The organism is Curtobacterium sp. PvP017 (assembly GCF_054060195.1).
The window spans coordinates 72311-94896 of the sequence record NZ_JBSSCY010000008.1; the positions used below are offsets into that span (position 1 = coordinate 72311).

At 71.5% G+C, this 22586-nt stretch carries 17 protein-coding genes and 1 tRNA gene; 3 read left to right on the plus strand and 15 right to left on the minus strand.

Features of this window, described 5'->3' with window-relative positions; translation table 11 throughout:
* Positions 1–103: 103 nt before the first annotated feature.
* Together ACVKXF_RS15195 and ACVKXF_RS15200 are read left to right on the plus strand one after the other, a co-directional pair.
* A complete protein-coding gene (locus ACVKXF_RS15195) occupies positions 104–2497 on the plus strand; it encodes an Ig-like domain-containing protein (protein ID WP_456796229.1) in 2394 nt (797 codons plus the stop codon).
* Between the two features lie 92 nt (positions 2498–2589).
* Positions 2590–4335 (plus strand): class I adenylate-forming enzyme family protein, encoded by a 1746-nt coding sequence (locus tag ACVKXF_RS15200; RefSeq protein WP_456796230.1) that lies wholly within the window; start codon positions 2590–2592, stop codon positions 4333–4335.
* 67 nt (positions 4336–4402) lie between these two features.
* Here ACVKXF_RS15200 and ACVKXF_RS15205 read toward each other — a convergent pair whose 3' ends face one another.
* From ACVKXF_RS15205 to ACVKXF_RS15240, 8 genes are all read right to left on the minus strand, one after another.
* Entirely contained in the window at positions 4403–5743 is a 1341-nt protein-coding gene (locus ACVKXF_RS15205) for a threonine/serine exporter family protein (protein WP_456796231.1), read from the minus strand.
* Between the two features lie 41 nt (positions 5744–5784).
* Positions 5785–5861, minus strand: a tRNA-Leu gene (locus ACVKXF_RS15210).
* A gap of 84 nt (positions 5862–5945) precedes the next feature.
* Positions 5946–7433, minus strand: coding sequence for an NAD(P)/FAD-dependent oxidoreductase (locus ACVKXF_RS15215; protein WP_123313268.1), 1488 nt, complete (start codon positions 7431–7433; stop codon positions 5946–5948).
* 38 nt (positions 7434–7471) lie between these two features.
* Positions 7472–8020 (minus strand): DUF501 domain-containing protein, encoded by a 549-nt coding sequence (locus ACVKXF_RS15220; protein WP_456796232.1) that lies wholly within the window; start codon positions 8018–8020, stop codon positions 7472–7474.
* 71 nt (positions 8021–8091) lie between these two features.
* Entirely contained in the window at positions 8092–8625 is a 534-nt protein-coding gene (locus tag ACVKXF_RS15225) for an FtsB family cell division protein (protein ID WP_456796233.1), read from the minus strand.
* Positions 8626–8778: 153 nt separating this feature from the next.
* Entirely contained in the window at positions 8779–10062 is a 1284-nt protein-coding gene (gene eno, locus ACVKXF_RS15230; RefSeq protein WP_123313266.1) for a phosphopyruvate hydratase, read from the minus strand.
* 96 nt (positions 10063–10158) lie between these two features.
* Complete coding sequence (gene hisS, locus ACVKXF_RS15235) at positions 10159–11403, minus strand: histidine--tRNA ligase (RefSeq protein WP_456796234.1); 1245 nt, start codon at positions 11401–11403, stop codon at positions 10159–10161.
* A 295-nt stretch (positions 11404–11698) separates the two neighbouring features.
* Complete coding sequence (locus tag ACVKXF_RS15240; RefSeq protein ID WP_456796235.1) at positions 11699–12430, minus strand: MazG family protein; 732 nt, start codon at positions 12428–12430, stop codon at positions 11699–11701.
* A gap of 90 nt (positions 12431–12520) precedes the next feature.
* On the opposite strand from ACVKXF_RS15240, the gene nhaA reads away from it, so the two are divergent.
* Entirely contained in the window at positions 12521–13699 is a 1179-nt protein-coding gene (gene nhaA / locus ACVKXF_RS15245) for a Na+/H+ antiporter NhaA (RefSeq protein ID WP_123313263.1), read from the plus strand.
* A gap of 94 nt (positions 13700–13793) precedes the next feature.
* On the opposite strand, the gene mfd is transcribed toward nhaA, so the two are convergent.
* From mfd to ACVKXF_RS15280, 7 genes are all read right to left on the minus strand, one after another.
* The gene (mfd, locus tag ACVKXF_RS15250; RefSeq protein WP_456796236.1) at positions 13794–17402 is read right to left on the minus strand and encodes a transcription-repair coupling factor; all 3609 of its coding nucleotides are present in this window, start codon (positions 17400–17402) and stop codon (positions 13794–13796) included.
* A gap of 80 nt (positions 17403–17482) precedes the next feature.
* Positions 17483–18067 carry an aminoacyl-tRNA hydrolase gene (gene pth / locus ACVKXF_RS15255; protein ID WP_222659848.1) on the minus strand — a complete coding sequence of 195 codons (585 nt, stop codon included), beginning with the start codon at positions 18065–18067 and terminating at the stop codon, positions 17483–17485.
* 29 nt (positions 18068–18096) lie between these two features.
* Positions 18097–18726, minus strand: coding sequence for a 50S ribosomal protein L25/general stress protein Ctc (locus ACVKXF_RS15260; RefSeq protein WP_123313260.1), 630 nt, complete (start codon positions 18724–18726; stop codon positions 18097–18099).
* Between the two features lie 197 nt (positions 18727–18923).
* Entirely contained in the window at positions 18924–20297 is a 1374-nt protein-coding gene (locus ACVKXF_RS15265; RefSeq protein ID WP_131845276.1) for an RbtT/DalT/CsbX family MFS transporter, read from the minus strand.
* Between the two features lie 402 nt (positions 20298–20699).
* Entirely contained in the window at positions 20700–21611 is a 912-nt protein-coding gene (locus tag ACVKXF_RS15270; RefSeq protein ID WP_456796237.1) for a hypothetical protein, read from the minus strand.
* A gap of 24 nt (positions 21612–21635) precedes the next feature.
* Positions 21636–22373 carry a hypothetical protein gene (locus ACVKXF_RS15275; RefSeq protein ID WP_456796238.1) on the minus strand — a complete coding sequence of 246 codons (738 nt, stop codon included), beginning with the start codon at positions 22371–22373 and terminating at the stop codon, positions 21636–21638.
* Complete coding sequence (locus tag ACVKXF_RS15280; protein ID WP_456796239.1) at positions 22366–22551, minus strand: hypothetical protein; 186 nt, start codon at positions 22549–22551, stop codon at positions 22366–22368. Before ACVKXF_RS15280 ends, ACVKXF_RS15275 begins: the two co-directional genes overlap by 8 nt.
* Positions 22552–22586: the final 35 nt, after the last annotated feature.

Here is a 22586-nt window from a genome sequence, read left to right on the forward strand (position 1 = left end):
ATGCACACCGGGCATTCGGACTGACGGACGATCCGGGCCGGATGCCCGACATCATCCGCGAGGTGTATTGACCCGGCGGCCCACATCACGTGGGATGGACTCGGTGAGCACGCGCGGGGACAACGTGGACGACCGGGCCGTCGGGGGCGACGGCCCTCGTCGTCGTACCCGGTTCGTCGCACTCGCCTCGGCCACGGCGGTCCTCGCCGCGGCGCTGTTGGCAGCGGCAGCCGCCCCCGCGTTCGCCGTCGCCGGCGCCGCGGACACCGAGCGCATCAGCGCCGCGACCACCGCGACCCCGCAGCCGGGCGAGCTCGTGGGCCCGCCGAGCAGCGGCCGCCCGGGCACCCCGACGCCCCCGCCCGCGTCCACCGGGCGACCACCCGTCGCCCCGACCATCGCCGACCCGGGGGACGTCACGAGCAGCACCGCCCGGTTCCACGGCACCGGCACCCCGGCGCACGTGGTCCGCGTCACCGGCCCGGCGTCCACCGGGTCGGCCGGGTGCTCCGCGCAGGTGCAGGCGAACGGGTCGTGGGCCTGCCTGGGCACGGTGCGCTCGGGCCCCCAGCAGGTCTTCACGGTGCGTGACGTCACGACCCCGACCCAGCCGTCCGCGAGCGCTCCGGCGTCCGACGTCATCGTGCCGCCGACCGTCGCGTCCGACCACCCGACCAGCGGCGCACTGTCGGGCACCGGCTACCCCGGGTCCACCGTGCTCCTGTCGGTCTCCGGGTCGTCGTCGCAGCAGAGCGCCCCGGTCGGACCGGACGGTCGATGGGTGGCCTCGCTCGCGCTGCGGTCCGACGCCACCGTCACGGTCACCGCGTCGCAGACCGCGAGCACGGCGCACGGCTACCGCTCCGACCTGCGCAGTGCGTCCTCGGCCCCGGTGCGGGTCACCGTCGACCGCACCGCGCCGGCGGTTCCGCGGATCACGGCGCCCGGCGACGGCGACCGCGTCGGTTCGCGTGCCACGCTCGTCCGCGGCACCGGCGAGCCCGGCGCCGACGTGACCGTGTACGTCGACCGAGCACCGGTCTGCCGGGCCGCGGTGGCTGCGAACGGGTCCTGGTCCTGTTCGACCGCCGGGTCGCAGCTCCGGTCCGGCGGTCACGACCTCACCGCGACGCAACACGACGCCGCGGGCAACTACTCGCGGTCGTCCGCTGCCGTGCGGGTCACGGTGTGGTCGACGTCGGGCACCCCCACCGGGACGCCCGGCACCGACGGGGACGCACCCACGAACGGCACCGGCACCACGACCACGCCCGGCGACGGCCAGGACCCCGGTGACACCGGCACCCCTGGCGGGCACGAGAACGGAAACGGCACCGGCAGCGGGACCGGCACCGGCACCGGCACGAACGGGAACGGCGGCGGCGACGGCAGCGGCGGATCCGACGGCAGCGGTGGGTCCGGATCGGCGGCCGGACCCGGCGACGGCGCCACGACGAGCGGCACCAGCGTCCCCGGAGCGGCGGGCCCCGGCGGCGGCCACACCGACTGGTCCGGCCCCGCGGGCGACTGGACCGCAACCACCGCCTACGACCGCACCGTGCCGACGATCCAGGCCGCGTTCTCGTGGCGGACCGTGCTCATCGCCACGGCGGTCGCCGCGGGCTTCCTCCTGCTCGTCGCCGCGCCCCTCGCCCTCGTCGCCGCGGCGGCCCGCGGTCGCATCCGGTCGCCCTTCGCCGGCCTGCTCGGGCGGAACCGCTCGCGTTCGGACCGCTCCGGAACGGACGACGTCCTGCCGACGTGGGTGTCGATCACGATCGCGGTGACCGTGGCCGCCCTCTGCACGCTGCTGGGCGTGGGCGTCTCGCTCGAGGCCCGCTACGTCCGCCTCGCGATCGCCGTGCTGCTCGGGACCACGGTGCTCACCGCCGCCGTGGTGCTCGTGACCCGGTGGGCGGCCGGACCCGACCACCGCGCTGTGGGCTTCCGGGTGTCCCCGTGGCTGGTGCTCGCGGCGCTGATCGCGTGCGGCATCACGCGGGCCGCCGACCTCTCCCCCGCCCTGATCGTCGGGGTGGTGCTCGTGCCGTCGGGTCGCCCCGACCTGGACACCGGCGCGCTGCGCCTCGGCTCGGCGATCGCCGCGGGTGCCCGGAGCGCGACCTGGCGGACGGTCGCCCTGCTCGCACTCGCGGCCTCCGGCTGGGTGCTGCACAGCCTGACCGCCGGCGGGGGCTTCTGGCACGCGCTGACGTCGGAGTTCGCCATCACCCTGTGCGTGGGCGGGGTCGGAGCCGTCATCGCGACGCTGCTGCCGTTCGCCGGGTCCGCCGGCAGCGCGCTCCTCGCGGCCTCACGCGGCCGGTACGTCGCGCTGGCCGTCGTCGCGGTCGCGCTCACCGCCGCGGTCTACTCGGGCCCGACGGGGACGCACGTGTCGCCGGTGCTGCTCGGCGCGGTCGGCGCGGCCTGCGTGGCGGGCGCGATCGGGGCCTGGTTCTGGGCGCGCACCACGCGACCGGACGCGCGCGCCTGACCCGCACCGGGCCTCCCGTCCGCCGTCCCCGCGCGGCGGATACAGTGACGAACGGTGCGTGACGCGCCGCTCGACCGCCCCAGGGAGCGATGATGACCGAGACCCGATCCGACTACGACCCGACGCGCTTCCGTGAGGTGTTCGAGGGCAGCTTCACGTACGCGAACGGCTTCGCGCGGAACACCCACCGCTTCGCGGGCCGCCCTGCGCTGCGCGAGCCGGACACGGGTCGGTCGTGGACGTACGCGGAGCTCGGCGACGCCGTCGACCGCATCGGCGGATGGCTCGTCCGGCACGGCGCCGGCCGCGGTTCGGTCGTGATGGTCGAACTGTTCAACTCCCCCGAGTTCGCGATGCTCTACCTGGCGTGCCACCGCATCGGTGCGGTGTTCTCCCCCACGAACTTCCGGCTCGCGCCGGACGAGGTCGCCTTCATCATCGAGGACTCCGCACCGGTGGTGCTGGTGCACGACGCCAGCCGCACCGCCGAGATCGCCCGCGCACTCGAGACCTCGCCGCACCGTCCCGACCACCTGGTCGTCGTCGGTGGCGACGACCAGGCCGCACGCGACGACCAACACACGCACGACGCGCACGACGACCAAGACGCGCACGACGACCAGCCCGCACGCGATACTCGCGTCTCGTTCACCGCTCTCCTCGCCGCCGACCCGGTCACGCCCGCCGAGCTCGCGGCCACCGAGCCCCGCAGCGCCTACGACGAGACCACCCGGCTCTACACCTCCGGCACCACGGGACGACCGAAGCCGGTGCCCCTGCCGAGCCTGGTCGAGGTGCTCAGCGCCCACGACGTCGTGATGCACTTCCCGCTCAGCCCGTTCGACAAGACCCTCAACATGTCGCCGCTGTTCCACCGGGGCGGCCTGTACTCGGGCGGCCCGAACCCGGTGTTCTACGTCGGTGCCGAGCTCACGACCCTGCGCCACTTCGACGCCGAGCGGGTGCTCGACCTGGTCGAGTCCGAGCGGCTGACGTTCCTGATCGGCGCACCCCCGAACCTGGTGCAGCTCGCGGACGCGCAGGAGGCGCGTCCCCGCGACCTGTCGTCGTTGCACGGCATCGTCACGATGGGCGCACCGCTCGACCGCGCTGCCGCACTCCGCTACCAGGAGCTCCTGTCCCCGCGGATCTTCAACGGGTACGGCACGACCGAGACCTTCTGGAACACGTTCCTGCGTCCCGAGGACTTCCCCGACGGCGCCGGCTCCACCGGACGTGCGTCGACGGACGACGACGTCGCCGTGGTGCGGGTCTACGAGGACCGCCTGGCCGACCCGACCGACACCGTGCCGAAGGACGGATCCGAGATCGGCGAGTTCGCGGTCCGGACCGTCAAGTCCGGCTACTCGTACCGCAACCCGGGGCTCGAGGCCGAGAAGTTCGCGAACGGCTGGTTCTACCCCGGTGACCTCGCGACGTGGGACGAGCACGAACGGGTGACGATCGTCGGCCGCAAGGACGACATGATCATCTCCGGCGGCGAGAACGTGCACCCCGTGCAGGTCGAGGCCGCGCTGCAGGAGCACCCGGGCGTCGCCGACTCGATCGTCGTCGGGATCCCGGACGACCGCTGGGGCGAGGTCGTCACGGCGTACGTGGTCCGTGCCGCGGGACGACTTCCGGACGACGACGACGCCGCCGCTGCCGAACTCGAGGAGTGGACGGGCTCGCACCCCGGGCTCGCCCGCTACAAGCGGCCGCGGCGGTACCGGTTCGTCGACGAGCTGCCGTACAACGCCACGGGCAAGAAGGTGCACTACCTCGCGAAGGCGACGGCAGCGGAGGACCAGGCGGCGGGCCGGCTGATCGAGCCGTAGCGGGCTCTGCAGGTGCGCGGCGTCGGACGGGAGGCCCGTGGCGGCCCCGCCCCGCGCCTCCAGGCCGTCAGGCGGTCGCGTCCACCCCGCGGCTCGGCGCGTTCCGGGCGAACAGGCCCGGCAGCAGCCCGCCGATCTTGGTCCCGATGCACAGGCTGACGAAGGTCGCCAGGGGTGTCGCGAGGGAGTCGGGGTCGAACGTCGCCACCGCCACCAGGCCGACCGTCCCCGGCACGAGCAGCAGGAACGCCGGGAAGAACGACACCGTCGCGGGGATCGCCGGCACGAGCCGCTCGAGCAACCGCGTCGCGACGAACAGCAGGGCCGCCGTCGCTCCCGTCGCGACGACGCTCCCCCACACCGGCGTCGTCCCGCTCACCAGGGCGTAGGCGGTGACCATGACCGCCACCGACACGAGCGTCAGCCGCCAGCCCGACCGGAACACCAGGCCGAGTCCGACCGCCAGGACCACCACGGCGACCCACGACACCCAGTAGGACGGGACGGACTCCCACCCCGCCAGGTCCGTGCCGACGCCGGCGACCTCGCCGACGAGCGCCGCCGAGGACGGGTCGACGTGCAGCCCGGTCAGTGCGCTGCCCGAGGCGATGCCCGCGGCCATGAACCCGAGCATGATGAGCCCCTGGACGAGCCGCGAGGACCCGGTGACGATGTCGGCCGCGGTGAGCTCGAGCAGCGCGTTGGTGATGAGGGCGCCGGGGACGAACATCGCCACCGGCGCGCACACGGCGAAGAGCGGCACCTGCTCGAACCCGGCGCCGGCGGTGACGAGTCCGACGATGGCGGTCGACGCGAAGGCGGCCAGGAACGGGATGATCGCGACGGCCTCGCGGAAGCGGCGGAGCAGCAGGCCGATGACGCCGACGAGCGCACCGACGAGGAGCGCGAGCAGGATCGCCCACCACGGGCACCGGAAGACGACGGCGAGCCCGGCGGAGGTCAGCGCGTTGCCGAGGATCCAGGGCAGTGCGGGCGGCGGGACGGTACCGGCGCGGATGGCCCGGACCCGCGCGGGGATCTCGGCGAGGGCGATGGACCCGCTCTCCAGCCCGAGCACGACCCGGTTCGCGCGTGCGGCCTGCCGCGAGGACAGCTCGACGCCCTCGGCGTTCACGATGGTCGCCGCACCGGTCGAGACCTCGCTCACCATCACGAGCGCCGGCAGGACCCCGATCGCCAGGGTCGGTCCGACGCCAGCGGCGTCGCGGGCCTTCTCGAGCGCCGAGCGGACGTCGGTGACGGAGCTGCCCGTATCGAGCAGCAGCGCACCCAGCGTGCCGAGGAGCATGCCGACGGGGACGGTCTCGCCGTCGACGACCTCGACGTGGGCCTCGGGCCGACGGAGGGCGTTCTGCAGGTTCGCGAGTGCGCTTCCGAGTCCGACCACGCAGGCGATCGTACTGGCAGCGACGCGCTGGGCGAGTCGCGTGGTACCCCCGGTGGGACTCGAACCCACAACTCAGCGATTTTAAGTCGCGTGCCTCTACCGATTGGGCCACGGGGGCGGGCCGCAACAGCCTACCGATGCCCTCGACGACGAGAGGCGGCCACCCCGAAGGGTGACCGCCTCTGGCGTGCTGTTGCCGGGACTACTTGGCGTCGGCCGGGGCCTTCACGGGCTCGGCCTCGTTCGAGACGTCCTCGGCGGGCTCGCCGTACGCCGGGCCGGCGGCACCGGCGGGCTTGCCCTCCTCCGGAGCGGTCGTGGGCTTCGCGGCCTCGACCGGGGCGGCGGGTGCCTCGGCGGCGGGCTTCGGACGGGACGCGAACGCCTCGAACGCAGCGCGCGGGGTCTCACGGTCGTCGAGCGACGCGATGTCGCGACCGAGGAAGAAGCCACCGACCCAGTCGCCGATGACGCGCCACTTGCGCTCCCACGACGGCATCGCCATGCCGTGGTAGCCGCGGTGTGCGCCCCACGCCAGGAAGCCCTTCATGGCGAACTTGCCGGACTGGAACACGCCGATGCCGAGACCGAGGCCCGCGACGGCGCCGAGGTTCTCGTGCTTGTAGTCGGTCGTGGCCTCGCCACGGATGGTCGCGACCAGGTTCTTCGCGAGCTGCTTCGCCTGACGGACGGCGTGCTGGGCGTTCGGCACGCAGAAGCCGCCGACGCCACCACCGGTGAGGTCCGGCACGGCCGCGACGTCACCGCAGGCCCATGCGTCCGCGATCACGCCGTTGTCGTCGACGACGCGCAGGTCGGGCTGCACGCGGATGCGTCCGCGCTGCTCGAGCGGGAAGTCGGTGCCCTTGACCATCGGGTTCGCCATGACACCGGCGGTCCAGATGATGAGGTCGGACTCGATCTTCTCGATGGCGCCGTCGCTCGTCTTGAGCTCGCAGACGCCACCGACGGCCGAGGCCAGCTGGGTCTCGAGGTGGACGTTCGCACCGCGCTGCGCCAGGTTCTTGAGCACCCAGTGCGAGGTCTCGAGCGAGACCTCGGGCATGATGCGGCCCATCGCCTCGACCAGGTGGAAGCGGGTCTCGTCGAAGGACAGCTGCGGGTAGCTCTTCAGCAGGTCGGTGACGAAGGAGCGGAGCTCGGCGAAGACCTCGATGCCGGCGAAGCCGCCACCGACGACGACGACGGTCAGCAGGCGGTCACGCTCGGGACCGGCGGGGAGGTTCGCCGCCTTGTGGAAGTTCGTGAGGATCTTGTCGCGGATCGCCGCGGCTTCCTCGATCGTCTTGAGGCCGATGGCCTCGTCCGCGACGCCCGGGATCGGGAACGTGCGGGACACCGCACCGGCGGTCATGACGATCTGGTCGTAGGACTCCTCCCACGCCTCGCCCTCGGCCGGGGTGATCGTGGCGGTCTTCGTCGCGTGGTCGACCTTGGTGACCTTCGCGGTGACGACGCGGGTGTTCTTGAGGTGACGGCGGTGCGAGACGACCGCGTGACGCGGCTCGATCGAACCGGCGGCGACCTCGGGCAGGAACGGCTGGTACGTCATGTACGGCAGCGGGTCCACCATGACGACCTCGGCTTCGCCCTGGCGAAGGTGCTTCTCGAGCTTCCATGCGGTGTAGAAACCGGCGTAACCGCCGCCGACGACGAGGATCTTGGGCACGGGGGATGATCTCCTTGGATGGGGGTTTCGGAGTCGAGTCAGACTTCGCCGCCACCCGCCCCGACTCCAGCGTCTGCACCCTCATCATACGCCCGGCACTCGCACCGGGAGGGCGACCAGTCCGCGCGCTCGAGCGCGAGGTCGCCGATGGGGTTGACGCCGGGTCCGGCGGCGAGGGCGTGACCGACGAGGGCGTGCAGGCACTTCACACGGGTGGGCATGCCACCGGCGCTGATGCCGACGATCTCGTCGACGTGCTCGATCGACTCGCGATCGGCCAGGTAGGACTCGTGGGCCGCGAGGTACGCGGCCGCAGTGGTGTCGTCCTCGAGCAGTGCTGCCAGCTCCGGCATCACCTGGTTGGCCTCGAGGGTGCTGACCGCGGCGGTGGCCGCGGGGTGGCACAGGTAGTAGAACGTCGGGAACGGGGTGCCGTTCGACAGTCGGGGCTTCGTGGAGACGACCGTGGGGTTGCCACAGACGCACCGTGCCGCGATCCCGATGACGTCGCGTGCCGGTCGGCCGAGCTGCGCCGACACGACCTGGACGTCGCGGTCGGAGGGCGGGTCGAAGGGAGGGGTCGTCACGGGAACGTGAGCCTACCGGAGACCCGGTGCCCCGCGCACCGTCGTGCCGGACGGCTGCCGGGCGCTCGGCGCTACTTGCTCTCGCCGGTGCCCGAGACGTCCGGGGCCACCAGGTCGGCCGCGGTCTCGTCGGTGAGCCCGGACTGCAGCACCGAGGAGAGCATCGCCTGCACCCAGTCCACCTTCGGCGTCTGGACCGTGGTGCTGACCGGCGTGCCGGAATCCGTCGTCGGCACGGTCTCGGTCGTGCGGTTCTCGGCGCCCATCACGAGGTAGCTCTCCTCGCCCGGGTACACGTAGAGCAGGCGGTCGCGTGCCTGCGCCTCGATGTAGGCGGGGTCGTCCCAGCGGGCGACGTCCTTCTTCTTCTGCGTGACGTCGGCCTTCTGGCTCGCCACCTCGCGCTGCTGCTGGGCGATCTGCTCCTGCTGCTGGATGAGCGTGCGGAGCGACGGCGCGAGCACCACGACGAAGAGCACGATGATCGCGAGCATGAGCAGGCTGAAGCCGGAGAAGTGGATCGAGCGGTACCAGGGCTGCGCCGACGTGCTGCCGTCGGGCATCGCCACGGGGACGCGGCGGACGCGGGGCTTCTGGCTGGGCACGATCCGACGATAACCCGACCGACGTGGTGGGCACGCTCGGCACGCGGCCGTTCGGCGCCCTCTCAGCGTCTCGCCGACGTCCACACACGACGAGACGCCGTCCTCTCGGAGGAGGACGGCGTCTCGGTGGTGCAGGGACTGCTGAGCGGCTGGCTACAGCGACGCGGCGCGCGGGAAGGCCGAGCGACCGGCGTACACCGCTGCGTCGCCGAGCTCTTCCTCGATGCGGAGCAGCTGGTTGTACTTGGCGACGCGGTCCGAACGGGCCGGTGCACCGGTCTTGATCTGACCACCGTCGACCGCGACCGCGATGTCCGCGATCGTGGTGTCCTCGGTCTCACCCGAGCGGTGCGACAGGATCGAGGTGAGGCCGTGGCGGTGCGCGAGCGACACCGCGTCGAGGGTCTCGGTGAGCGTGCCGATCTGGTTGACCTTCACCAGGATCGAGTTCGCGGCCTTCTCGTCGATGCCCCGCTGCAGACGCTTCGGGTTGGTGACGAACAGGTCGTCGCCGACGATCTGGACCTTGTCGCCGAGCTCGGCGGTCAGGTGCGACCAGCCCTCCCAGTCGTCCTCGGCCAGCGGGTCCTCGATGGTGACGAGCGGGTAGTTCGCGACGAGGTCGGCGAAGTACGCGGTGAACTCCTGGCTCGAGAGCTGCTTGCCCTCGAACGAGTACTTGCCGTCGTGGAAGAACTCGGTGGACGCGACGTCGAGGCCGACGGCGATGTCCTTGCCCGGGGTGTAGCCGGCCTTCTCGATCGCGGTCAGCAGGAAGTCGAGCGCTGCACGGTTCGATGCGAGCTCCGGCGCGAAGCCGCCCTCGTCGCCGAGGCCGGTCGCGAGGCCCTGCTTCTTCAGCTCGCCCTTGAGGGCGTGGTAGGTCTCGACGCCCCACCGGAGCGCTTCGGAGAACGACTCGGCGCCGTAGGGCACGAGGAAGAACTCCTGGATGTCGACGTTGGTGTCCGCGTGGGCACCACCGTTGACGACGTTCATCAGCGGGACGGGCAGCGTGTGCGCGTTCGGGCCGCCGAGGTAGCGGAACAGCGGCAGGTCGGCCGAGTCGGCAGCGGCACGGGCCACGGCGAGCGAGGCACCGAGGATCGAGTTCGCGCCGAGGCGGGACTTGTTCTCGGTTCCGTCGAGCTCGATGAGCGCGGCGTCGACGAGGCGCTGGTCGGTGGCGTCGAAGCCCTCGAGCGCCGGGCCGATCTCGTCGAGGACGGCGTCGACGGCCTTGAGCACGCCCTTGCCGCCGTAGCGCGAGGCATCGCCGTCGCGGAGTTCGTACGCCTCGAACGCACCGGTGGAGGCACCGGAGGGGACGAGCGCGCGGGACACGACGCCGTCGTCGAGGAGGACCTCGACCTCGACCGTCGGGTTGCCTCGGGAATCGAGGACTTCGCGTGCGCCTACGGCATCGATCAGGGCCACGGGGTACTCCCTACACATTGGTTGTGGTGTTTGCGGGACCGATCCTAGCGAGCCGAGGTGAACACGACGTCGACCGTGACGCCCGGTGTGGACGACTCAGTCGAGCGGGCGGAACTCCACACCCTCGAGCGACGTCGTGTCGGCGCCGACGGTGGCGAAGGCGGAGAACCCCTGTGCGGCCAGACCGGCGAGCAGGTTCTTCGTGTTCTTGGTGCGCCGTTCGAGCCGTACGCGTCGGTGCGACCCGAGTGCCTCGGTCTTCAGGGCCGCGAGCCGGACCGGGTCGACGTCCTTGTCGTAGACGAGCACCACGGCGTCGGACTCCGCGGACTCCGGGAGTGTCACGAGGTCGACCAGGCGCTCGAAGCCCAGCGAGAAGCCGACTGCGGGGACGTCCTGGCCGAGGAAGCGGCCGATCATGCCGTCGTACCGACCGCCACCGCCCAGGCTGTAGCCGAAGTCGGGGTGCGCGACCTCGAAGATCGTGCCGGTGTAGTAGCCCATCCCGCGCACGAGCGTCGGGTCGAAGCGGAGGTCGACCCCGGGCAGGGCCTCGCGCAGGCGCAACAGGTCGGCGAACGCCTCGGAGTCGAGCCACGCGGCGCCCTCGACCGAGGTCCAGTCCGCGGCCTCGAGCGCGCGGATCGTGTCCTCGAGCCCCGGCAGCTCCTGCCCGACGGTGCTGCGGAGTTCGGCGGCGACGCCGTCCGGGCCGATCTTGTCGAGCTTGTCGATCGTGATGAGCGCGCGGTCGGCGGCAGCCGGGTCGGCGATGCCCCACGACGCCAGCAAGGTCAGCAGGATCCGCCGGTCGTTGATGCGGATCGTGGTGCCGGTCACGCCGAGTGCGTCGAGGGCGGCGGTCGTGGCGCGGATGAGCTCGATCTCGGCCAGCTGTCCGGGCTCCCCGAGGATGTCGATGTCGCACTGCACGAACTGGCGGTAGCGCCCCTTCTGCGGACGCTCGGCGCGCCAGACCGGCGCGATCTGCACCGATCGGAACACCGACGGCAGCTCGGCACGGTGCGAGGCGTAGAACCGGGCGAGCGGCACGGTCAGGTCGAAGCGGAGCCCGAGGTCGGCGAGGTCGAGCGGGGCCTGGGCCGTCTGCAGGTCCTCGGTGCTGAGCCCGCGCTTCATGACCGCGAACGCCAGCTTCTCGTTGTCACCGCCGAGCCCGGAGTGCAGGCGCGCGGCGTCCTCGACCACCGGGGTCTCGATCTCGTCGAACCCGTGCCGGGAGTAGACGTCGCGGACGACACCGAGCACGTGCTCGCGTCGGGCCTTGTCCGCGGGGAGGAAGTCACGCATGCCACGGGGTGCCGTCACGGTCGTCGCCATGCGGTCAAGTCTGGCAGATGCGCATCACCGGGTTGCGCGGCATGCGTTCTACTGGCATACTGCATTCAGTACCTCGGTTCGGAGCGTGCCTGATCCACTCTCCGAACCGATCGCGTGGGCACCGTGCTGCAGTGTGCCCCGCGACTCGAGCGGGTTCTGCGTGCACATCTCTCCCTGGGGGTGTGCCCACCCGCTCACGGGCGCCCTCCTTTTTCGGGTTAGGAGGGCGCCCTTCTCTTTTCGGGTGCACGCACGCTGCGGCTCCCGCGCACGCACGCTGCGGCTCCCCGCACCCTCACTCCGTGGCCCGGCCGGCGTCCTCGAGCGCAGCGACCGCGGCTCGGAGACTCGCGACCGGGTCGATGCCGTCGCGCACCGCCCTCGCGACCTCCTCGAGCATCGCGATCCCCCACGTGGGGTCCACGACCCCCGCACCGTCGGCCGGCGCCGGGGACCCGACCGATGCCCGAGCGGTCTCCGTTCCGGATACCGCAGCGGCCGTGGCGGACGGGTCACGGGCCTCCCGGTCGGCGGCCACGACGGACGCCACGGCCGCGACGGCCGCACCGTGCTCGTCCAGGCGCTCCAGCAGCTTGACGGCCCGTTCCAGCGGCGGCATCGCGCGCGGGACCCCGTCCAGCACACTCGTCCGGGCCGACTTCTCGGCCGCCTTCGCCGCGCGCCACACCCGGACGACGTCGTCGACGGTGTCCGCGGTCTCGTCGCCGAACACGTGCGGGTGCCGACGGACCATCTTGTCGCGGACCCCGGCGGCGACGTCCTCGAGGGTGAACTCCCCCGCGCGTTCGGCGATCCCGGCGTGCAGGACGACCTGGTACAGGACGTCGCCGAGCTCCTCGCGGACGTCGTCGGGGTCGCCGTCGTCGATGGCGTCGACCAGTTCGTAGGACTCCTCGACCGCGTACCGCGCCAGCGTGGCGTGGGTCTGCGCACGGTTCCAGACGCAGCCCCCGTCCTCGGCGAGCAGGCGGTCGACGACGGTGACGAGGTCCGGTACGGCGGTCATCGGGCCATCGTCTCACCCACGTATGCTGGTCGTGGTGTGTCGGGAAGTCTGGTCGACGGACACTCACCCGACCCCTCGAGACGGAGATCCATGTCGTCCCTCGTCCGCTCCCCCCGCTTCAGCGCCATCGCGCTCCTGACCGCCGCCGTGCTCGGCCTGGTCGTCGCGAACTCGCCCGTCGGCCCCGGCCTCGAACGCCTGCTCGACGCGCACCCGCCGCTGGGCGCCGTCGGCCTCGACCTGTCGATCGCGCACTGGGTCAGCGACGGCCTGCTCGCGGTCTTCTTCCTGCTCGTCGCGATCGAGCTGAAGCAGGAGCTCGTCGACGGTGAGCTGTCGAACCCGAAGACTGCGATCGTGCCGGCCATCGCGGCGGTCGGCGGCGTGCTCGTCCCGGCCGGGGTGTTCCTGCTGGTGACCGCGGGTACCCCGTACACGCACGGCTGGCCGATCCCGACGGCGACGGACATCGCGTTCGCCCTCGGTGTCCTGGCGATGTTCGGTCGTGGGCTGCCGAGCGGCATCCGCGTGTTCCTGCTCGCACTCGCGGTGCTCGACGACCTCATCGCGATCATCATCATCGCCGTCGTGTTCGCGCACGACACCGACTTCGCGGCCCTCGGCGGTGCGGTCGTCGCACTGGCCGTGTTCTGGGTGCTCGGCCGGATGCTCCGCCCGGGGCGCAGTGGCCAGACACTCCTGATCGTGGCGATGGTCCTGGTCGGACTCGTCACCTGGTGGCTCGTCTACCACTCCGGAGTGCACGCCACCATCGCCGGCGTCGCGCTCGGCCTCGTGCTGCCCCGCCGACCGGGCCACACCCTGCACGAGCACGTCGAGCCGTGGTCGAACGCGATCGTGCTGCCGGTGTTCGCGTTCGTCTCGGCCGCGGTCGTCATCCCCTCGGTCGGCATCAGCGAGCTCTCCCCCACGTTCTGGGCGGTCGTCATCGCGCTGCCGGTCGGCAAGGTCATCGGCATCACGCTGTTCGGCGTCGTCGCCACGCGGCTCTTCCGGTCACCGGGGCGGTCCTCGTTGTCGTTCTTCTCGATCATCACCGTCGGGGTGCTCGGCGGGATCGGGTTCACGGTCTCCCTGCTCATGAACGAGCTGGCGTTCGCCCGCAACGAGGAGGTCCTCGACGAGGGCGTGCTCGCCGTGCTCGTCGGGTCCGGCATCGCCATCGTCGCGTCGGCGGTCGTCGTCACGCTGCGGGCACGGGCGTACCGTGCGCGCCGCGAGCTGTCCGAGGCCGAGGACACCGAGTAGCGGGCCGCAGGCCCTGGCGCGGTTCGACCCGAAACGACGTTCTCGTTGTCATACGACATCGAGAAAGTCGTTCCGGGTCGAAGATCGCCGCCCCCTACGCGGCCGGCGCCTCCGCCGGCGTCGTCGCGCCGTAGACCGCGGTCAGGATGCTCTCGACCCACCGGATCAGGGCGTCGTCCGGCAGCGCCTGGTCGTGCGGCCGCGGCATCGGGATGCTCGCCGCGTTCTGCTGCGGGAACCACTTCGCGCCCGGGAACATCCGCTTGAGCCGCACCTGCGACGAGTCGGCGAGCTCCTTGCCCGCGACGCGCAGGTTCGACCCCATGACGACCACGTCGGACAGGCCGACCTGCTGCGCCATGCGACGGAGCCGGGAGACCTCGACCAGCGTCTGCACCGCTTGCGGCGGCTGCCCGTACCGGTCGGTGAGCTCGTCGAGCACCATGTCGATGGCGTCCTGCTGCGCCGTCGGGGCCGAGGCCGCGGACAGCTTCTGGTACGCCTCGAGCCGGAGCCGCTCGGACTCGACGTAGTCCTCGGGGATGTGCGCGTCGACCGGGATCTCGAGCCGCAGCTCGGTCTGCCCCTCGGCGACGTCACCGCGGAACTGCGAGACCGCCTCGCCGATCATCCGGAGGTACAGGTCGAACCCGACGCCCGCGATGTGCCCGGACTGCTCGCCACCGAGCAGGTTGCCGGCACCACGGATCTCGAGGTCCTTCATGGCGACCTGCATGCCCGCGCCGAGCTCGTTGTTCGCCGCGATCGTCTCGAGGCGGTCCTGCGCGGTCTCGGACAGGGGCTTCTCGGAGTCGTACAGGAAGTACGCGTACCCGCGCTCCCGCCCACGGCCGACACGACCGCGCAGCTGGTGGAGCTGGGACAGCCCGTACTTGTCGGCCTTGTCGATGATGAGCGTGTTCGCGTTCGCGATGTCGAGCCCGGTCTCGATGATCGTCGTCGACACGAGGACGTCGAACCGACGCTCCCAGAAGTCGACCATGACCTGCTCGAGGGTGCTCTCGGACATCTGCCCGTGCGCCACGGCGATGCGGGCGTCCGGCACGATCTCGGCCAGGTGCGCGGCGACGCCCTGGATGTCCTTCACGCGGTTGTGCACGTAGAACACCTGGCCCTCACGCAGGAGTTCGCGGCGGATCGCGGCGGCCACCTGCAGGTCGGACTGCGGCCCGACGAAGGTCAGGATGGGGTGGCGGTCCTCTGGTGGGGTGGCCAGGGTCGACATCTCGCGGATGCCGGTGACGGCCATCTCGAGCGACCGCGGGATCGGGGTCGCCGACATGGCCAGGACGTCGACGTTCGTCTTGAACTTCTTGAGCTGGTCCTTGTGCTCGACGCCGAACCGCTGTTCCTCGTCGATGATGACGAGGCCGACGTCCTTGAAGGTGATGCCCTGCGACAGGATCCGGTGGGTCGCGATGACGATGTCGACGGTCCCGTCGGCGAGCCCGGCGATGGTCTCCTTGGACTCCTTCTCGGACTGGAACCGGCTCAGGGCGCGCAGGTGCACGGGGAACCCGGCGAAGCGCTCCTGGAACGTCTCCATGTGCTGGCGGACGAGCAGCGTCGTCGGCACGAGCATGACGACCTGCTTGCCGTCCTGCACCGCCTTGAACGCGGCGCGGATCGCGACCTCGGTCTTGCCGTAGCCGACGTCGCCGGAGAGCAGGCGGTCCATCGGGATCGGCCGCTCCATGTCCCGCTTGATCTCGTCGATGGTGGTGAGCTGGTCGGCGGTCTCGGCGAACGGGAACGCCTCTTCCAGCTCGCGCTGCCACGGGGTGTCCGGCCCGAACGCGTGCCCCTTCGACGCCATCCGCGCCGAGTACAGCTTGACCAGGTCGACCGCGATGTCGCGGACGGCCTTGCGGGCCTTCGACTTGGCGGCGGACCAGTCCGAGCCGCCCATCTTCGACAGGCTCGGGGACTCGCCGCCGACGTACCGCGACAGCTGGTCGAGCTGGTCGGTCGGCACGAAGAGCTTGTCGCCCGGGTAGTTCCGCTTCGACGGCGCGTACTCGAGCACGAGGTACTCGCGCTGCGTCTTCACCGCGTTGCGGCCGCCGCTGGAGACCTCGCGGCTGACGAGCTCGACGAACTTGCCGATGCCGTGCGTCGCGTGCACGACGACGTCGCCCGGCTTGAGCTGCAGCGGGTCGACCACGTTCTTGCGGCGGCTCGCCAGCTTCTTGACGGTGCGCGCGCCCTGCTGGACGCTCCGGCCGTAGAACTCCGCCTCGCTGAGGACCACGATGCGCGGATCCGGGATGGCGAAGCCGTGCTCGACGGTGGCGGTCGTGACGATGGCGACACCCGGCTCGGGAGGCGCGGGCAGGGCTTCGGCACGGGCTGCGACGCCGGCGTCGGCGAGGACCTGCACCGCCCGTTCGACCAGCCCCTGGCCCTGGGCGGTCACCACGACCGCCCACCCGTCATCGGTGAGCGCCTTGACGTGCGCGATCGCGCCGTCGGCACTGCCCGCGAAGCTCGGCACCGCCTCGGCGCGGACGCGGATGTACTCGCCCGCCTCGGCTGCCGCCTCGGCGTCGGTGAGCACGCGCGCGGTGTCGCCTTCGTCGAGCCCGGAGTCGAACGGCGACACCGTCCACCAGGTGCGCTGCCCACGGGTGTTCTTGAGCTGCTGCACCGTCAGGAAGTTGCCGGCGTCGAGGTCGATGGGTGCCTGCGCCCCGGCGACCGCGGCGCTCCAGGCGGCCTGCAGGAACTCGGTGTTCGTCTCGGCCAGGCTGTTGGCGCGGCCGTTCACCCGCTCGGGCGAGAACACCGCGATGGTGGCGGTCTCGGGCAGGTACGACGTCATCGGCACGAGGTCCTGCACGAGCGCCGGGGCGAGGGACTCCATGCCCTCGACCGGGATGCCCTCGGCGATCTTCGCCAACATCTGCGACAGGTTGGGGAACTCGTGGAGCATCTCGCGCGCCCGCTGCCGGACGTCGTCGCTGAGCAGGAGTTCGCGCGAGGCGGTGAGCTCGACCGAGCCGAGGTCGTCCTCGGTGGTGCGCTGATCGGCGACCGAGAACGCCTTGATCGCCTCGATCTCGTCGCCGAAGAAGTCGACGCGGACCGGGTGGTCGGCCGTGGGCGGGAAGACGTCGAGGATGCCGCCGCGCACCGCGAACTCTCCGCGCCGGGTGACGAGGTCGACGCGGGCGTAGGCCATGTCGACGAGCTTCGCGGCGATCGCTGCCAGGTCGTTGCCGCGCGAGTCGGTCCGGAGCAGGACGGGTGCGAGCGAGGTCAGGTTGGCCGCGATCGGCTGCAGGGCGGCCCGGACGCTCGCCACGACGATGGTGGTGCGGCGGTCGGCGACGTCTGCGGCGGACCACGAAGCGAGTCGGCGCAGGGTCGCGATCCGGGTGCCGACGGTCTGCGCACTCGGGCTGAGGCGTTCGTGCGGCAGGGTCTCCCACGCCGGGAACTCGAGGACGTCGGCGTCGGGGACGTAGCTGCCGAGGGCGTCGCGGACGGCTTCGGCCTCACGCCCGGTCGCCGTGATGACGAGCACGCACTGCGGACCGTTCCGTTCGGCGATCAGCGCCCCGAGCAGCGGGACCCGCAGGCCGTCGACGACCGAGAAGTCGGCGTCACGAGGCGCGGCGCGGAGCACGCGATCGAACGCGGAGGCGCGCGAGAGCGCAGGGATGATGCCCGAGATCGTCACTCAGGAGATGGTACCGGCCCCCACCGACACCGCCCGCGTGGTGCGCGACGGGCGAACACGGCCGGGATCGGCCGGTGCCGTCAGGACGGCGCGTGCACGCGCTGCTGCGCGGCGACGAGCCCGAGCTCGGCGATCGCCTCGACCGCGTCCGCGGCGTCGGCCAGCAGGATCGGCAGCGACTTCTTCTCGGCTGCGGAGAAGTCACGCAGCACGTAGTCGGCCGGGTCCTGACGGCCGGGCGGGCGACCGATGCCGACCCGCACGCGCGAGAACTCGTTCGTACCGGTCGCCTTGATGATGTCGCGGAGGCCGTTGTGGCCGCCGTGCCCACCGCTGCCCTTGAGCCGGACGGTGTCGAACGGCAGGTCGAGCTCGTCGTGCACGACGACCAGATCGGCCGGGGTGGCGCTGTAGAACCCGAGCACCGACGACACCGGGCCGCCCGACGTGTTCATGAACGAACCGGGCTTCGCCAGCACGAACCGCGGGCCGCCGGGCACCAGGCGCCCTTCGGCGACCTGGTTCGGCGTCTTGTGCTTCTTGAACGTCGCGCCCATGCGGGACGCGAGTTCGTCGAGGACCATCTGGCCGACGTTGTGGCGGTTGCCGGCGTAGTCGGGCCCGGGGTTCCCGAGTCCGACCACGACCAGTGTTCGATCCGCCACAGCGTCGACCAGATGCCTTCGAAGGGGTGTTACTCGGAGACGGGCTCGGAGCCGCCCTCGGCACCGGCTTCGGCGCCGGCCTCGGCCGAGGCCTCGTCCGCAGCGTCGTCGTCGGCGGTGCCACGCGGGGTGACGATCTGCACGACGAGTGCCTCGGGGTCGGTCTCGAGCTCGGCACCCTCGGGGAGGGTCAGCTCGGACGCGACGATCTGCTTGCCGTCCTCGAGGCCCTCGACGTCGACGACGACGTGCTCCGGGATGTCGGTCGCGAGGACCAGGAGGGAGACGGTGTTCAGGTCCTGCACGTGGATCGTGCCGGAGAAGGACTCGCCCTCGATGACGACGGGCACGTCGACCGTGACCTTCTCGCCGCGGCGCAGGACCACGAGGTCGATGTGCTCGATGATCTGGCGCACCGGGTCACGCTGGACGTCCTTGACGAGGGCGAGCTGGGCCGCACCCTCGATGTCGAGGTCGACGACCGCGTTGGCGGTACGGACGAGCAGCATGGTCTCGTGACCGGGCAGCGAGATGTGCTTCGGCTCGGTGCCGTGGCCGTAGACGACCGCGGGGATCTTGTCGGCGGCGCGGAGCTTGCGCGCTGCACCCTTGCCGAACTTGGTGCGGACGTCCGCTGCGAGCTTCGTGTAGTCGGCCATGGTGCCTCCTGGTCTCGGGGGTCGACACCGGCGGTCCGGCATCGTGGGGGTCTGTGGTGTTGCAACTCGAACGCGTGCACGCGTGAGGAACGTTCCCTGCTGGGCCGGGTCTCCCACCGCGTCGATCACGGCCGCTGTCGCGGCCCTCGCCGAAGTCAATCACCGACTCTACCAGCACCCGCCGGGCGTGTCGTGCCTCAGTGCCCGGCGGCCACCGCTTCCTTCGGCACTCTGAGGAACGAGAGCACCACGAAGGCGAGGACGTAGAGGCCGACGAACGTCCAGACCACCCCACCGGGCCCGCCCCACGGCAGGACGGCGCTGACCACGGCGTTGCCGAGGAAGGTCGCACCGCCGGCCGCCGTCGCGTACATGGCCATCGCGGCGCCGCGGCGCTCCTCGCCGGCGAAGGCGGGGACGATCGCACCCATCGGCGTGAACCCGGCGAGCATGATGCCGAAGACCGTCCCCGCGGCGGTGGCGAGCCAGAAGCCCCACTCGGAACCGGCGGGCACCAGGTGCGGGACGTACCACCAGGCCAGCAGCCCGATGGCCGAGGCGCCGATGCCGAACCACTTGACGGTGCGGATCCAGCCGATGCGGTCACCGAGGGCGCCGAAGAAGGCGTTGAACAGGATGTTGCCGGCGTAGACGATCACCGTCATCGTCAGCCACTTCGACTGCCCCCACCCGAGCTCGGTGCCGATGATCGCCGGCATGATCACGAACATGCCGAACTCGGGCGCCGTGTTGACGAGCCGGATCAGGACGGCGAGCAGGACCTTGGGGCGCGTGATGCAGACCTCGATGCCGCTGGCGATGACCCGTGCGGCGGAGTGCGAGCGCGGGGCGATGCGGCCGAGTCCGGTCTGCTCGTGGACACCGAACCGGACGATCACCCAGCCGGCCGCGACCAGCACGAGCGACAGGGCCATCGACCACGTCTCCCCTGTGTGGCCGCCGCCGAACGCGGGGATGCTGCCGATCGCGATGAGCGAGCCGAGCGTCGGCAGGCCACCGGTGAAGACGACGTAGAACCAGCCGACGGCGGTGGCGTTCCGCTCACGTGCGACGGTGTGGTTCACCCAGCAGAGGAACGAGAAGGCGAACAGCGGGAACCCGAGTCCGCGCAGGAAGTACGTCAGGGCGATGAGACCGACCGACCCGGTGGGCAGTGCCGCGAGGAACGCGACCTGGAACACCACCCACAGGACGGCGCCGATCGTCATGACGCGGCGGGGCCCCCACAGCTCGGAGAGCACACCGGCGAAGTACGAGGCCACCAGGACGGCGACGCCGTAGATGCCGATGACCATCGCTGCACTGTCCGTGCCGCCGGAGCCGAGCGCCGCGGCGATGTGCGGCGCGATGAAGTTCGACTCGATGCCGTCGCCCGTCATAAAGACGAGGACGCCGAGGAAGCCCCACCGCAGTGGGTGCGGGATGCCGAGGCGGGCGATGAGGCCCTCGCGCCCGACGGCGGGTGCCGGTGGCGTGGAGCCAGGTGGTGCGGTCGCGACGCCGTTCGGCGGGGTCAGGGTCGTGGTGCGTTCGGTGCGGGGTTCCGACATGTGTCGTCTCTCCTGGAGGGGCCCCGGAGTGCTCGACCCGGCATCGCGGCATGTCTCCGGGGTGCGCCGCGCGCCACGCTCCCGACCACCCGCGCAGTGGCTGCGGGCGATCGGGGCGTCGGCGATGATGCGAGTCCTGTACCCGGGACGCCCCGTGCTGATGCGGAGACGGCTCCCGGCGGACCATCGCCGGCCCGAAGCATGGTGCCCGAGATTAGACCGCTCCAACGCCTCTCGTCAAGAACGACAACTGTTGTGTAACGATCGGCGCTCGTCCCGCGCGGAGGTGGTCGTTCCGGGCGTACTGGGGCGTTCCGGGCGTAGGTGGTCGTTCCTTTCGGCCGACTACGCCCGATTCGACCTTCCATCGCGCGCGTGATGGGAAAGAACGCTCCGCGAGGATCAGCGACCGAGGCTGCGCCGGTGCTCCTGCGCGGCCGCCAGCAGCTCGCGGGCGTCGTTGCTCGCAGCCTCGGCGGCGTCACGAGCACGTTCGAGGGCCTCGATCTCCGCGGTCGCCCGGTCGAGTTCGCGCTGCAGGTCGGCCCGGCGTTCCTCGGCCTGCTCGAGGTCCGCCTCCGCGGCGTCGAGCGCCGCATCGGCGTCCCGCGACTCGCTCCGGGCGGCGGTCTCCGCCTGGCGCGCGGCCTTCCGGTCGGCGGCCGGGTCACGCTCCGGCTCCGGCTCGGCGTCCGGCTCCGGTCGGTCCGGTGGTGCGGTCTCCGTCGACCGGGAGGCACGGCTCGCCTTCCGCGCGCCCCTCGCCCGGGTGATCGGGATGGGTGGGGCATCGCTGCCGGACCAGGCGTCCGGCACCGCGTCCGGGTCCGCGAGCGCCCCGTCCAGGTCGACCGCGTCGAACCCCACGCTCTCCAAGGGCGTCACGAGCAGCCCCGAGCGCACGGCGGCTCCGGCGTGCGGATCGGCCATCGCTGCCTCGATCGTCGCGCGCACCTGGTCGAGCACAGCCGACGTCGCGGGGTGTCCGGCGTCCGAGGCGAGGTCGGCCCCGGCCTGCGCCAGAGCCTCGATCACCTCGGAGCGTTGCTGTCGGAGCGTCCGGATCTCGCCGGGGTCGGCGTCGGCCTGGGCCTTGCGGAGGGCCGGCCCGAGGCCGACCGCGTCGTCGAGGGCGCCGTCGTGCGCGAGCAGGTCCACGACCCACGCTGCCGGTGCGGGCTTCCGGAGCTTCCCGATCGCCGCCGCCAGGTCGCGGTCGTCCTTCCGCACCGCGCGCTGGCGGGCCGTGCGCTCGGCGACGAAGTCCCCCGGCGCGACGAGCAGCAGCTCCCTGGCGACGTCCGCGAACTCCATGCCCCCAGCTTGCCCGCGATCCCCTCAGTACCGCTCGAGACGGTCCGCCCGGAGCACCGGGGTGTTCGCCGGAGCTGCCACGATGTACCCGAGCTCCCGGAGCGCCGTCGCCGCGACTTCGGGAGCGTCGTGGACGCCGACCGCCGTCTGGATCGAGCGGAATCGCCGCCGACCGGCGGCGAGTACGTGGCGGGCATCCTCGGCGTGATCGATCCCGAACTCGTTGACGAGCATCTCGAGGATGTCCTCGATCGATGGACGGTGCCGATGCCCGCCGAGCGGGAAGTGCAGCGTCGAGATCCGCGTGATCTTCCCGTTGGCAGCATCCTTCGCGCGACGCTTCCCTCGCTTGGTCCGAGCCATGAGCATCGCCCAGATCACCTCGTCTCGGTGCGCGTGGATGTTCAGGTGCGCAACGGGAACCGACTCGATCGAGTCGCGGACGTAGTCGAAGTGGAAGAACGGCTCGGCGACCTGCTCGACCGCCACGGCGAAGGAGGACTGTTCGACGGCGAGGTAGTTGCCGCTCGTGTTCCACCGACAGCGGAACTGGACGAGCAGGCGGAACAGGACGTGTCCGTCGACGGTGAGCGGGACGCCGATCGGATCAGACTGCGAGATCGCGACCTGCGGCCGCGCCGGCGATGTCCCGACCTTGACGTCGAAGGACACGGGTGTGCCGAGGACTGCCGAGAGTGTGTCGATCAGTTCTTGTGCGAACCCCTGGACCCGTGCTGCGAGGTCAGAGGTGCGGTCAGTCATCACCTTCGAGGAAGTCGAGTTCGTCGAGGGCGCGCAGGATCGACTGTTCTTCGGGGTCGAGCTGGAACGTCGCTCCCTTCTCGCGGAGGTCTGCCAACGGCATGTGCGCTCGGGCAAGCAGGCGTGAACGCTCGATCGCGATCGAGCTCCGGTCCATGAAGGTCACCGTCGGAACCATGTCGTCTCCTTTCACTTGTTGCGGGAACGATACTG